This is a genomic window from Streptomyces sp. NPDC032126 (assembly GCF_055580085.1).
Genome location: NZ_JBVIMA010000008.1, coordinates 442,148 through 457,544 on the forward strand (window position 1 = coordinate 442,148; position 15,397 = coordinate 457,544).

Sequence of the window (15,397 nt, forward strand, 5' to 3'; positions counted from 1 at the left end):
AGCCAACGCCCCATGACGAACGAAGACAAGCTTCGCGACTATCTGAAGCGTGTGACGGCCGAGCTCCACCAGACGCGGCAGCGGCTCCTTGAGGCGGAGTCGGGTGCGTCGGAACCCCTCGCCCTCGTGTCGATGGGGTGCCGGTACCCGGGGTCGGTGCGCTCCCCGGAGGACCTGTGGCGCCTCGCCGCCGACGGCACGGACGCGATGTCCGGCTTCCCGACCGAACGCGGCTGGGATCTCGACGCGCTCTACGATCCCGACCCGGACAAGGCGGGGAAGATATACATCCGCGAGGGTGGATTCCTGCACGACGCCCATGAGTTCGACGCCGAATTCTTCGGCATCAGCCCGCGCGAGGCCCTGGCCGCCGACCCCCAGCAGCGCCTCCTCCTGGAGACCGCCTGGGAGACCTTCGAACGCGCGGGCCTCGACCCCGAGTCCCTGCGCGGCAGCCGCACCGGCGTCTTCACCGGCATCATGTACGGCGAGTACGGGTCCCGGGTGATGCATCAGGTGCCCGCGGGGTTCGAGGGCTACCTCGTCACGGGCAGTTCGCAGAGCGTCGCGTCGGGGCGCGTCGCCTACACCTTCGGCTTCGAGGGCCCCGCGGTCAGCGTCGACACGGCGTGCTCGTCATCCCTGGTCGCCCTGCACCTGGCGGCCCAGGCGCTGCGCAACGGCGAGTGCGACCTCGCCCTCGCGGGCGGCGTCACGGTCATGGCCACCGCGGCCGGCCTCTTGGAGTTCAGCCGCCAGCGGGGCCTCGCCCATGACGCCCGCGTCAAGTCCTTCGCGGCTTCGGCCGACGGCACCGTGCTGGCCGAGGGCGTCGGCCTGCTGCTGGTCGAGCGCCTGTCGGACGCCCGGCGCCACGGCCACCCGGTCCTGGCGGTGCTGCGTGGCTCCGCCGTCAACCAGGACGGCGCCAGCAGCCAACTCTCCGCACCGAACGGGCCGTCCCAGCAGCGCGTCATCCGCGCGGCACTGGCCGACGCCCGCCTCACCGCCGACCAGGTGGATGCCGTCGAGGCACACGGCACAGGGACGAGTCTCGGCGACCCGATCGAAGCACAGGCGCTGCTCGCCACCTATGGCCAGGGCCGGGATGCCGAGCGGCCTCTGTGGCTGGGATCGATCAAGTCCAACATCGGCCACACGCAGGCCGCGGCGGGTATCGCAGGCATCATCAAGATGGTCCAGGCGATGCGGCATGGAACCCTCCCGCAGACCTTGCATGTCGACGAGCCGACCCCGCATGTCGACTGGTCGGCGGGCGCGGTGGCTCTGCTCACCGAGGCCCGCCCGTGGCCGGAGACGGGCCGGCCGAGGCGTGCGGCGGTGTCGTCGTTCGGCATCAGCGGGACGAACGCCCACGTGATCCTGGAACAAGCACCGGAGGAGGAAGCCGCGGCGGCCGGGGTGACGCCTACGCCGGGTGGGCCGGTGGCGTGGGTGCTGTCCGCGAAGACCGAGGGTGCGCTGCGGGAACAAGCGGCGCGGGTACGGGAGTTGGCGTTCGGCGACCTCGGGCTCGCGGACATTGGGTTCTCGCTGGCCACCACGCGGGCGCACCTGGAGCAGCGGGCCGCAGTCGTAGCCGAGGACCGCGACGACTTCCTGGCCGGACTCCAAGCACTGGCCGACGGGGGCGAGCATCCCCATCTCGTACGAGGATCAGCTGCCGGTGCAGGCAAGACCGCGTTCCTCTTTGCGGGGCAAGGAAGCCAACGCCCCGGCATGGGCCGGGAGTTGTACGACACCCAGCCCGTGTTCGCCCAAGCCCTGGACGACGTCTGCGCACTGCTCGACCCGCACCTGGACATACCCCTGAAGCACGTCATGTTCGCCGATGACGACAGTGAGGAGGCCGGGCTTCTTCAGGACACCCTCTACACCCAGCCCGCGCTCTTCGCCCTGGAGACAGCCCTCTTCCGACTCCTCCAGCACTTCGGCGTCACACCCCACTACCTGGTCGGCCACTCCATCGGCGAAATCACGGCCGCCCATGTGGCCGGCATCCTCAGCCTTGCCGATGCCTGCACCCTCGTCGCCGCCCGCGCCCGACTCCTCCACGACCTCCCGACCGGCGGCGCCATGACCGCCCTCCAAGCCACCGAATCAGAAGTACTGGCCGCACTGGAAGGCCACGACGGCGTCACCATCGCCGCCCTCAACACCCCCAACAGCACCGTCATCTCCGGCGACACCGACACTGTCGCCCAGATCGCGGCGGCGTTCGCCGAGCAGGGCCGGAAGGCCACATCCCTCCACGTCAGCCACGCCTTCCACTCCCCCCACCTCGACCCCATCCTCCACGACTTCCACGCCGTCGCCGAAACCCTCACCTACCACCAACCCCGCATCCCCATCATCTCCACCCTCACCGGAGAAGCCGCCGGACCTGACGACCTCACAACCCCCGACTACTGGACCCGCCAACTCCGCGAAACGGTCCGCTTCCACCCCGCCATCGAGCAACTCAACGCCACCTACATCGAGCTCGGCCCCGACAGCACCCTCACCACACTCACCCGCACGACCACCGACGCCACAGCCGTCCCCCTCCTCCACCCCCACAAGCCCGAAACGCATACCCTCCTCACCGCCCTCGCCACCGCCCACACCAGCGGTGTTCCCGTCGACTGGTCCACGATCTACGCCCCCCACCACCCCACCCGCACCGACCTCCCCACCTACCCCTTCCAACACCACCCCTACTGGCTTCGCCCCACCGGCGCCCACAACGTCACCGCCGCCGGACTCTCCCCCACAGCCCACCCGCTTCTGGGCGCGATGACGGAACTCCCGGACGACGCCCACCTGTTCACTGGCCGCCTGTCTCTCGACTCCCATCCTTGGCTGGCCGAACACACACTCCAAGGCACTGTCGTCGTCCCCGGTACCGCGCTCCTCGACCTCGCTCTCCACGCCGCCCACCACACCGGCCACAACCACATCGAGGAACTGACGCTTCAGGCACCCCTCCTCCTTCCCGAGCAAGCCGGCGTGCGCATCAGGGTGACGGTCGAGGGCTCCGGCGACGACGCACGTCACTCGCTCACCATCGACTCCCAGGCTGAGGGAGACCACCCGGACTCCGGTTCCGAGTGGACGCGGCACGCTGTCGCGACGGTCACTACTCTTGCCGAATCCGCTGCGCCCGATACGGCCTTCCAGAGCTCCGCTTGGCCGCCCGCGCAGGCCACCCCCATCGACACCACGGATCTGTACGGCACCCTCGCGGATCGTGGATACGAGTATGGCGAGCTGTTCCAAGGAATTCGCTCGGCCTGGCGGGCCGGGGACAGTGTCTACGCGGAGGTCGGACTGCCGCGCGAGGTCGAAGCCACGGGGTACGGCGTGCACCCCGCCCTCCTGGATGCCGCGCTGCACGCCGCCGCGTTCACCGAGCAGGCCGACGGCGACCTACGGCTGCCCTTCGTCTGGTCGGGTATCACCCTGCACGCCACGGGCGCGACAGCCCTGCGTGTGCGGCTCACGGCCTCGGCGCCCAACACCCTGTCCCTCAGCGTGTCGGACCCGCACGGCCTGCCCGTCGCCACGATCGAGTCACTCACCACGCGCCCTGTCGGCGACACCCTGCACGCCGCCACGCGACATGCGCACCGCACTTCCCTCTTCCAGGTCACCTGGAAGGCCGTCCCTCGCCCCGACGCGGCGGCAGCCGGCGGCGCATGGGCGCTGGTCGGCAAGGGCACCGGTTCGCTCGTCGCCACCGGGGACGATGACCCGTCGCCGGTCAATGCACACAGCGACCTCCCGTCGCTCATCGCGGCGATCGGCGACGGGAGCCCGGCTCCTTCCGCCATCGCGGTGGCGTCGCTCCCACAACGGGACTCGGACCCGGTGGCATCCGCTCACCGCTCGTCGGAGGACATCCTGGCCGTTCTCCAGGATTTCCTGAGCACCGATGCTCTGGCGTCCACACGGCTTCTCGTCATCACGCGCGGAGCCGTCGCCGCCGACGGGAGCGGAAGTGTCCATGACCTGGGTGCGTCCGCCGTCTGGGGCTTGGTCCGCGCGGCTCAGTCGGAGAACCCCGACCGTCTCCTGCTTCTCGACGTCGACTGCGCCGAGATCCCGGTCGGGCTTCTCGACACTGCTGTAGCGGCCGGGGAGCCCCAATTGGCGCTGCGCGACGGCGCCCTCCTGGTTCCACGCCTGACTCACGCCGACATTCCCGCCGGCTCCCGTCCCCTCGACCCCGACGGGACCGTCCTGATCACCGGCGGAACCGGCACCCTCGGCGCCCTCACCGCCCGCCACCTCATCACCCACCACAACGCCCACCACCTCCTCCTCACCAGCAGAAGCGGACCCAACGCCCCCGGCGCCACCCAACTCCAAGCGGACCTCACTGACTTGGGAGCCCAAGTCACCATCACCGCCTGCGACACCAGCAACCCCGACCAACTCGCGGACCTCCTCGCCCGCATCCCGGCGGAACACCCCCTCACCGCCGTCATCCACACCGCCGGCATCACCGACGACGCCACCCTCGCCACCCTCACCCCCGACCAGCTCCACACCGTCCTCCAACCCAAGGTCGACGCCGCCTGGCACCTCCACCACCAGACCCAGCACCTCGACCTGGCCGCCTTCGTCCTGTACTCCTCCGCCGCCGGCGTCCTCGGCAACCCCGGCCAAGCCAACTACGCCGCCGCCAACACCTTCCTCGACACCCTCGCCCACCACCGCCACACCCAAGGACTCCCCGCCACCAGCCTCGCCTGGGGACCCTGGGCGGAAACCAGCACCATCACCGCCACCCTCGACACCACCAACCGCGCCCGACTCAACCGCAGCGGCATCCACCCACTCCCCACCCACCAAGCCCTCACCCACCTCGACACAGCACTCACCACTCCCCACCCCCACCTCGTCCCGGCGCTGCTGGACATGGCCGCCCTCCGCGCCCAGGTGGATCAGCTCCCCACGCTGTACCGACAGCTCGTCCCGGCACGCCCGAAACTCGCCACGGTGTCCTCGCCGTGGGTCGACCAACTCACCGCCCTCCCCCAGGAGGAACGGACCCAGGCACTCTTGGACCTGGTCTCCGCCCACACCGCCACAGTCCTGGGCCACGCACAGGGCCACACCGTCGACCCCCTCGCCGCATTCCAGTCCCTCGGCGTGGACTCCCTCACGGCCATCGAACTCCGTAACCGCCTCACTGCGGCAACCGGCCTACGCCTACCCGCCACCCTCGTCTTCGACCACCCGACGCCGACTCGTCTGGCCCACTACATCGCCACCCAGCTCCCCATGTCACCCGCTCAGAAGCAAGTCGGCGCCCGGCAGCCGACCGCCCTGCGCGCCACCCCGGAGCAAGACCCGATCGTCATCGTGGGCATGGCCTGCCGCTACCCGGGCGGCGTGACATCGCCGGAGCAACTCTGGCAACTCGTGGCCGACGGCACCGACGCCATCACCCCCTTCCCGAACACGCGCGGCTGGGACCTCGACACCCTCTACAACCCCAACCCCGACCACACGGGCACCAGCTACACCCGCCACGGCGGCTTCCTCCACGACGCCCACCACTTCGACCCCGACTTCTTCGGCATGAGCCCGCGAGAGGCCCTCGCCACCGACCCCCAGCAGCGCCTCCTCCTGGAAACCGCCTGGGAAACGCTGGAGCGCGCCGGGCTCGACCCCCAATCCCTGCGCGGCAGCTGCACCGGCGTCTTCACCGGCATCATGTACGGCGACTACGGCAGCCGCTTCCAGAACCACATCCCCAAGGACTTCGAGGGATACCTCGGCATCGGGGCCTCGGCGAGTGTGGCCTCTGGTCGTGTCGCTTACGCCCTGGGCCTGGAGGGGCCCGCCGTCACCATCGACACCGCCTGCTCCTCCTCACTCGTGGCCCTGCACCTGGCCGCGCAGGCATTGCGCAACGGCGAATGCGACCTCGCCCTCGCCGGCGGCGTCACCGTCATGGCCACCCCCTCCACCTTCATCGAATTCAGCCGCCAACGCGGACTCTCCCCCGACGGCCGCTGCAAGCCCTTCGCAGCCGCCGCCGACGGCACCGGCTGGAGCGAAGGCATCGGCCTCCTCCTCGTCGAACGCCTCTCCGACGCCCAACACCACGGCCACCGCATCCTCGCCGTCCTCCGAGGCAGCGCCGTCAACCAGGACGGCGCCAGCAACGGCCTCACCGCCCCCAACGGACCCTCCCAGCAACGCGTCATCAGGGCGGCCCTCGACAGCGCCCAACTGACCGCCGATCAGGTGGATGCCGTCGAGGCACACGGCACGGGGACGAGTCTGGGCGACCCGATCGAGGCGCAGGCGCTGCTCGCCACTTATGGTCAGGACCGGGATGCCGAGCGGCCGCTCTGGCTGGGCTCGATCAAGTCGAACATCGGCCACACCCAGGCCGCAGCCGGTGTCGCCGGCGTGATCAAGATGATCGAGGCGATGCGACACGGCGTATTGCCACAGACCCTGCACGTCGACGAGCCGACTCCGCATGTCGACTGGTCGGCGGGAGCGGTCGCTCTGCTGGATGAGCAGCGGGACTGGCCGGAGACGGGCCAACCCAGGCGGGCGGCGGTGTCGTCGTTCGGGATCAGCGGGACCAACGCCCACATCATCCTGGAACAGGCGCCCGCTCAGGAAACGCCGACGCGGGAAGCGCCCGGTGGGCCTGCGGCATGGGTACTGTCCGCCAAGACCGAGAGCGCGCTGCGGGAACAGGCGGCGCGGGTACGGGAGTTGGCGAGCGGCGACCTTCCGCTCACGGACGTCGGGTTCTCCCTCGCCACAACCCGGGCGCATCTGGAGCGGCGGGCGGCCGTCGTAGCCGAGGACCGGGACGACTTCCTGGCCGGACTCGACGCGCTGGCCGACGGGGGCGAGCATCCCCATCTCGTACGAGGATCAGCTGCCGGATCAGGCAAGACCGCGTTCCTGTTCGCGGGGCAAGGAAGCCAACGCCCCGGCATGGGCCGGGAGTTGTACAACAGCCAACCCGTCTTCGCCCAAGCCCTGGACGAGGTCTGCGCCCTGCTCGACCCGCACCTCGACATACCCCTACGCCAGGTCATGTGGGCCGAGGAAGGCACCGAACAGGCAGCCCTGCTGGAAGACACCCTCTACACCCAGCCCGCCCTCTTCGCCCTGGAGACAGCCCTCTTCCGCCTCCTCCAGCACTTCGGCGTCACACCCCACTACCTGGTCGGCCACTCCATCGGCGAGATAGCCGCAGCCCACGCCGCCGGCATCCTCACCCTCGACGACGCCTGCACCCTGGTCGCCGCCCGCGCCCGCCTGCTGCATGACCTCCCGACCGGTGGCGCCATGACCGCCCTCCAAGCCACCGAAACAGAAGTACTCACCGCACTGCAAGGCCACGACGGCGTCACCATCGCCGCCCTCAACACCCCCAACAACACCGTCATCTCCGGCGACACCGACACCGTCGCACGCATCGCGGCCTCATTCGCCGAGCAGGGCCGGAAGGTCACATCCCTCCACGTCAGCCACGCCTTCCACTCCCCCCACCTCGACCCCATCCTCGACGACTTCCGAGCAGTCGCCGAAACCCTCACCTACCACCCGCCGACGATCCCCATCGTCTCCACCCTCACCGGCCAGGCGGCAGAAGCAGACGACCTCACCACCCCGGAGTACTGGACGCGACAGCTCCGCGAAGCAGTCCGTTTCCACCCCGCCATCGACCACCTCAACGCCACCACCTACATCGAACTCGGCCCCGACAGCACCCTCACCACACTCACCCGCTCCACCACCGACGCCACAGCCGTCCCCGTGCTCCACCCCCACAAACCCGAAGACCACACCCTCCTCACCGCCCTCGCCACCGCCCACACCCACGGCGCCCCCATCAACTGGACCACCCTCTACACCCCCCACCACCCCACCCCCATCGACCTCCCCACCTACCCCTTCCAACACCACCCCTACTGGCTCCACCACACCCCCACCCCCACCAACGCCACCCACCTCGGCCAAACCCCCACCACCCACCCCCTCCTCGGCGCCATGACCGAACTCCCCGACGAGGCAGGTCACTTGTTCACCGGAAGTCTCTCCGCCGCCGCTCACCCCTGGCTGGCCGATCACGGGGTGCACGGCGTCACGGTCGTCCCCGGTACCGCGCTCCTCGACCTCGCTCTGCACGCCGGTGAGCAGACCGGCGCGCCTCACATCGAGGAACTCACCCTGCACGCTCCCCTGACCCTCTCCGACGACCAAGCCGTCCACCTCCACGTCGCCGTCGGTACGCCTGAGGAGAGCGGGGCCCGTTCCCTGACCATCCACTCGCGGCCACGCCCCGCAACAGCAGCGGACGGCCCTAGCGCCGACGTAGAACGTCCTTGGGTCCTCCACGCGAGCGGCACCCTCACCACCACGGAGAACACCGAGGCGCGGACGGACGCCGGATTCACCGCCTGGCCCCCGGCGCCCGCGTCTCCGCTGGCCGTCGACGAGGTCCATACGCATCTGGCGGGGCTCGGCCTGTCGTACGGGCCGGCCTTCCAGGGCCTGACCGCCGCCTGGCGTCACGGCGACGACCTCTACGCCGAAGTCCAGCTCCCCCACGACCTCGACGCCACCGGATACGGCGTCCATCCCGCCCTCCTCGACGCCGCCCTCCATGTCAGCGCGTTCATCGACACCGGGGAGGAGGCGGCGCGGCTGCCGTTCTCCTGGTCCGGGGTCTCCCTGCACTCCACGCGGCCGACGGCCCTGCGCGTCCACCTGGCCGTCACCGGTCAACAGTCCGTGTCGCTCGATGTCACCGACTTCGACGGCATTCCGGTGATCAGCGTCGCGGACCTCACGACCCGTCCGGTCTCCGCCGAGCAGGTCGTGGTGCGGGACGGCGGCGGCCAGGATTCCCTGCTGCATGTCGCCTGGGAGCCGATCGCTCCCGTCGACGACGCCCTGCTGCCGAAGGCCCTCGCTCTCGTCGGTGACGGCCTCGACTTCACGGGCGGCGACGCCTCCGTGGACGCGTACCCGAGTCTGGACGCGTTGGTCGCGGCGATCGACGCGCGGGCAGCCGTCCCCGAGACCGCCGTCGTACTGTGCGCCGACCCGGACACCTCCGCGGAGCCCGGCACGGCCGCGCACCGGGCCACCCACGCCGTCCTGGGGCTGCTCCAGCGCTTCCTCACCGACGACCGGCTCGGCGGCACGCGTCTGGCACTGGTCACCCGGCGCGCCGTGGCCGCCCGTGACGACGAGGACGTGCTCGATCTCGCCCGGTCGGCGGTGTGGGGGCTGGTCCGGACCGCCCAGACCGAGAACCCGGATCGTTTCCTCCTGATCGACACCGACCACACCCCCACGCCGGACACCGGTGCCGACGCCGGCCACCCCTCAGCCACCGCAGCGGACCCGACCCACCTCCTGCTCCTCGCCCTCGCCTCCGCCGAGCCCCAGACGGCGATCCGCGACGGGCAGGTCCTGGCCCCCCGCCTGGCCCGCACCCCGGCCGCCGGGGGCAGGGACGACGGTGCCACCGCCGCGCCGCTCCTCTCCGGTGCCGTGGCCGACCGGGCCTGGCGGCTGGCCGCCGCCGGGACCGGCACGCTCGACCGGCTCGTGTACGAGGAATGCCCCGAAGCCGCCCGGGAGTTGCTCCCCGGTCAGGTGCGGGTCTCGCTCCGGGCGGCCGGTCTCAACTTCCGGGATGTGCTCATCTCGCTGGGCATGCTGCCCGGGCACGACGCGGTGATCGGCGGCGAGGGCGCCGGTGTGGTGGTCGAGGTCGGGCCGGAGGTGACCGGGTTGGCGCCGGGCGACCGGGTGATGGGGCTGTTCACCACCGGGCTCGGTCCGGTCGCGGTGGCGGACCAGCGGCTGGTGTGCCGTGTTCCGGCGGGTCTCGACCTCGTCGCGGCCGCGTCCCTGCCCGTGACCTTCCTGACCGCCTACTACGGCCTGTTCCGGCTGGCCGGGCTGCGGGCGGGGCAGCGGCTGCTGGTGCACGCCGCCACGGGCGGCGTCGGCATGGCCGCCGTACAGCTGGCCCGGCATGCGGGGGCCGAGGTGTTCGCGACCGCCAGCCCGCCCAAGCAGGACGTGCTGCGCGCCGACGGCTTCGACGACGCCCACATCGCGAACTCCCGCACCCTCGACTTCGAACGCGCCGTCCTGGACGCCACGGACGGCCAGGGCGTGGACGTCGTACTGAACTCGCTGGCCCATGAGTTCGTGGACGCCTCGCTGCGCACCCTGCCCAAGGGCGGTCATTTCCTGGAGATGGGCAAGACCGATCTGCGGGACGCCGAGGAGGTGGCGGCCGACCATCCCGGGGTGAGCTACCGGGCGTACGACCTGTTCGCGATGGTCGGCACCGATCCGGATCTGATCCAGGAGATGTTCGCCGAGCTGGTGGACCTGTTCGAGAGCGGTGTGCTCGTGCCGGCGCCCCTGCGCACCTGGGACATCCGCCGGGCGGGGGAGGCGTTCCGGTACCTCAGTCAGGCACGGCACATCGGCAAGCTCGTGCTGACCGTCCCCGCGCCGCTGGACCCCGACGGCACCGTGCTCGTCACCGGCGGCACCGGCACCCTGGGCGCGCTGACGGCCCGTCATCTCGTCACCGAACACGGCGTACGGCATCTGCTGCTGACCAGCCGTCGCGGGCCGGACGCCGAGTCGGCCGCCGAACTGTCCCGGGAACTCAGGGCCCTTGGCGCCGACATCGAGATCGTCGCCTGTGATGCGGGAGACCGGCGGGCGCTCGGTGACCTGCTGGACGCGATTCCCGACGACCGGCCGCTGACCGGTGTCGTCCACACGGCCGGAGTCCTGGACGACGGCATCGTTCCGTCACTCACTCCGGAGCACCTGGATCGGGTGCTGCGGCCCAAGGCGGACGCGGCATGGAACCTGCACGAGCTGACCAAGGACAGGGATCTCGCCTTGTTCACACTGTTCTCGTCGGCCGCCGGTGTGCTCGGCAACGCGGGGCAGGGCAACTACGCGGCCGCCAACACCTTCCTGGACGCGCTCGCCCAGCACCGCCGCGCCCAGGGCCTGCCCGCCCAGTCCCTCGCCTGGGGACTGTGGGCGCAGACCAGTGGACTGACCGGCGAGCTCGACGGCGCCGACCGGGCGCGCATGGCCCGCAGCGGTGTGCTGCCGCTCGCCACCGAGGAGGGCCTGGCCCTGTTCGACGCGGCCTGCGCCTCGGAACGGGCCTCGCTCGTCCCGGCCCGGCTGAATCTGCCGGCGCTGCGCGGCCAGGCGTCCGGCGGGGCGGCCGTACCGTCGATGCTGGGCGCGCTGGTGGGCCCGCGTACGCGGCCGGCGGCCGCCGCGGGTTCCGGTCCCGCCGCGGCGACGCTGCCGCAGCGGCTCGCCGGAAAGAGCGCGGCCGAGCGCGGCCGGCTGCTCCTGGACGCGGTGCGCGGCTTCACCGCGTCGGTGCTCGGGCACAGTGGGGCCGCCGATGTGGAGGAGGCGAAGGCGTTCAAGGACATCGGATTCGACTCCATGTCCGCGGTGGAGCTGCGCAACCACCTCAGGACGGCCACGGGACTGAGGCTGCCCGCGACGGTCGTCTTCGACCATCCGACACCGGCCGCCCTCGCCGCCTATCTGGGTGAACGGCTCGCCCCCGAGGAGGACATGGCGGAGGCCCCGGCCCTCGCCGAGCTCGCCCGGCTCCAGTCGGCCGTGCTCACCGACGACCTCGACGCGGCCACCCGCGCCAAACTCGCCTCCCGGCTGCGGGAGTTCCTCTTCCGGCTGGACGGCTCCGACAGCTCCTCGGCCTCGGACCCCGCCTCGCCCGACCCGCGCGACATCTCCGACCGGATGGACACGGCCTCGGACGAGGAGATCTTCGACTTCATCGAGAACGAGCTGTGAGACCCCTCTGAGACACGCCGTTCCGGCGCACACCGCAGAACGCACCATCGGGCCCGCCGGGCCGGCCACCACCCCGCCCCACCGAGAGAGGCAAGGACATGACCGACAGCGAAGAGATCATCATCGAAGGACTCCCGACCGCCCGGAGCTGCCCCTTCAGCCCGCCCGACGCCCTCGGCGAGCTGCGCGAGAAGCGCCCCATCGCCCGGATGTCGTACGCCGATGGAACCCTGGGCTGGCTGGTCACGGACCACGACCTCGGCCGTGAGCTGCTCACCCACCCCGACTTCAGCTCCCGGCACGAGCTCAGGAGCTCCCCGGTGCCCATGGCCATCAAGCCCATGCCGGCCCCGCCGGGCATGTTCATCGGCATGGACCCGCCGGAGCACACCCGCTACCGCAAGCCGCTCAACCGGCACTTCACCGTGCGCCGGGTGCGGCAGCTCGAACCGGCCATCGAGCGGATCGTCGCGCGGCACATCGACGCCATGGAACGGCAGGGACCGCCCGCCGACCTGGTGGGCTCCTTCGCGCTGCCCATCCCGGTGCAGGTCATCTCCGAACTCCTGGGCGCCGACCCGGGCATCAGCGAGGAGATCTCGCGCCTGCGCGCCCTCACGCTCGACCCGGCCACGCCCCCGGAGGAGGCCGGCGCGGCGGTGCGCGCCACCAACGCCGTCATGGCGGAGCTCGTCCGCGGCAAGCACCGCGATCCGTCGGACGACCTGCTGAGCGTGCTCATCGCCGACGGCGAGATGACCGACGAGGAGCTGACCGGACTGGCCTTCCTCATGTTCGTCGCGGGCCATGAGACGACCGCGAACATGTTCAGCCTCGGCACGTATCTGGCGCTGCGGGACGAGAAGGTCCGCGCCGGCCTCACGGGCGTCACGGTCCTCTCGGACGAGGCGGTCAACGAGTTCCTGCGCTATCTGTCCATCGTGCAGTTCACCTCACGGGCCGCACTCGCCGACATCGAGATAGGCGGCGTCCTCGTCCGCAAGGGCGAGACGGTGACGCTGTCCATCTCCGCCGCGAACCGTGACGCCCGGCGTTTCCCGGACCCCGACGTATTCGACTTCCACGGTACCGAGAACAGCCATCTCGCCTTCGGGCACGGAATCCATCAGTGCATCGGACACAACCTGGCCCGCGCCGAGCTGAGGATCGGCCTTCCCGAGCTGTTCAGGCGCCTTCCCGGGCTTCGACTCGCCGACGATTCCCAGGACATCGCGACACGCGTGGGACACAACACCTACGGTGTACTGGAATTGCCCGTCGCCTGGTAATCCGGTCCCCCGAAAAACAGTCCCACAACACATCGGAAATAATCCTCCCAACACCCCATAAGGCCCAAACAAGAGCCACTTAAGACGTCTTCTCGACCATGAATGCTCCGACCACCAATCCACTGGTTCGTGACCGACCGGTAGGCATTCGAGAAGGCTGGGCGTCACATGGCGAACGAGGACCGGCTCCGCGGGTATCTCAAGCGCGTCACGGCAGACCTGCACCAGGCCCGTCAGCGTCTGAACGACATCGAGTCCCGCAACCACGAACCCATCGCGGTGGTGGGCATGGCCTGTCGGTTCCCCGGCGACACACGGTCCCCCGAGGACCTGTGGAACATCGTCGCAGGCGGCACGGAGACCATTTCCGAATTCCCCACCGGACGCGGCTGGAACCTCGCCGAACTCTACGATCCCGACGCGACCACCCGCGGCAAGTCGTACACGAACCTCGGCCATTTCATCCACGACGCCGATGAATTCGACGCCCATTTCTTCGGCATCAGCCCCCGCGAGGCACTGGCCATGGACCCGCAACAGCGGCTCCTGCTGGAAACGGCGTGGGAGGCCGTAGAGAACGCCGGGCTCGCCCCCACCGCCCTGCACGGCACCGACACCGGCGTCTTCGCGGGCGTCGCCGGACAGGAATACGTCTCCCTCCTCCAAGAGGACGCCGGCGCCTCCGAGGGCTACTTGCTCACCGGAATGATCGCCAGCGTCGTGTCCGGGCGCCTCGCCTACACCCTCGGGCTCGAAGGGCCGGCGGTCAGTGTCGACACCGCCTGCTCCTCTTCCCTCGTCGCGATGCACCTGGCCGTCCAGGCACTGCGCAACGGCGAGTGCGGGATGGCGCTCGCCGCCGGTGCCACGATCATGGCGACGCCCGGCATCTTCGTGGAGTTCAGCCGCCAGGGCGGTCTGGCCCCGGACGGCCGCTGCAAGTCGTTCGGCGCCGGCGCCGACGGCACCGCCTGGGGCGAGGGCGTCGGCGTCCTCGTACTGGAGCGCCTCTCCGAGGCCCGCAGGCAGAACCATCGCGTCCTCGCGGTCATCCGGGGCAGCGCCATCAACCAGGACGGCGCCAGTAACGGCCTCACCGCGCCCAACGGCCCCTCGCAGCAGCGGGTCATCCGCGCCGCCCTCGCCGACGCCCGGCTCACCCCCGACCAGGTCGACGCCATCGACGCGCACGGCACCGGAACCAGTCTCGGCGACCCCATCGAGGCACAGGCGCTGCTAGCGACCTACGGCCAGGACCGGGACCCGGAACAGCCGCTGTGGCTGGGCTCCATCAAGCCGAACATCGGCCACACGCAAGCCGCGGCGGGTGTGGCCAGCGTGATCAAGATGATCGAGGCACTGCGCCGAGGAGAGCTGCCCCGCACACTCCACGCCGAGGAACCCTCGGCCGAGGTGGACTGGACGGCGGGCGCGGTCTCCCTCCTCACCGAGGCCCGCCCGTGGCCGGAGACGGGCCGGCCCAGGCGTGCGGCGGTGTCGTCCTTCGGGATCAGCGGGACCAACGCCCACGTCATCCTGGAACAGGCACCAGAGGAGGAAGCCGCCGCGGCCGGGGTGACGCACTCGCCGGGTGGGCCGGTGGCGTGGGTAATGTCCGCCAAGAGCGAGAGCGCGTTGCGGGAACAGGCGGCGCGAGTAAGGGAGTTGGCGGGCGGAGACCTCCCGCTCACCGATATCGGGTTCTCCCTCGCCACCACTCGGGCGCATCTGGAGCAGCGGGCCGCCGTCGTAGCCGAAGACCGCGACGACTTCCTGGCCGGACTCCAAGCACTGGCCGACGGGGACGAGCATCCCCATCTCGTACGAGGATCAGCTGGCGGTGCGGGCAAGACGGCGTTCCTGTTCGCGGGGCAGGGAAGCCAACGCCTGGGTATGGGTCGGGAGTTGTACGACAGCCAGCCCGTGTTCGCCCAGGCCCTCGACGAGGTGTGCGCACTGCTCGACCCGCACCTCGACACGCCTCTACGCCAGGTCATGTGGGCCGAAGAGGGAACCGAACAGGCAGCCCTGCTGGAAGACACCCTCTACACCCAGCCCGCCCTCTTCGCCCTGGAGACCGCCCTCTTCCGACTCCTCCAGCACTTCGGCGTCACACCCCACTACCTGATCGGCCACTCCATCGGCGAAATCACGGCCGCCCATGTGGCCGGCATCCTCAGCCTTGCCGATGCCTGCACCCTCGTCGCCGCCCGCGCCCGCCTGCT

General features: G+C 70.6%; 3 protein-coding genes. All 3 read left to right on the plus strand.

Features of this window, described 5'->3' with window-relative positions; genetic code table 11:
- Positions 1–12 precede the first annotated feature (12 nt).
- A complete protein-coding gene (locus tag ACZ5NW_RS29395) occupies positions 13–11,883 on the plus strand; it encodes an SDR family NAD(P)-dependent oxidoreductase (RefSeq protein WP_468746970.1) in 11,871 nt (3,956 codons plus the stop codon).
- 98 nt (positions 11,884–11,981) lie between these two features.
- Complete coding sequence (locus tag ACZ5NW_RS29400; RefSeq protein ID WP_468746971.1) at positions 11,982–13,172, plus strand: cytochrome P450; 1,191 nt, start codon at positions 11,982–11,984, stop codon at positions 13,170–13,172.
- 168 nt (positions 13,173–13,340) lie between these two features.
- Positions 13,341–15,397, plus strand: a 2,057-nt coding sequence (locus tag ACZ5NW_RS29405; RefSeq protein ID WP_468746972.1) for a type I polyketide synthase, incomplete at its 3' end; no start/stop codon positions are given.

Bases quoted from the DNA above. Each gene is read 5' to 3' on its own strand.
- ACZ5NW_RS29400 (WP_468746971.1), top strand. From the start codon at position 11,982: ATGACCGACAGCGAAGAGATCATCATCGAAGGACTCCCGACCGCCCGG.
- ACZ5NW_RS29395 (WP_468746970.1), top strand. From the start codon at position 13: ATGACGAACGAAGACAAGCTTCGCGACTATCTGAAGCGTGTGACGGCC.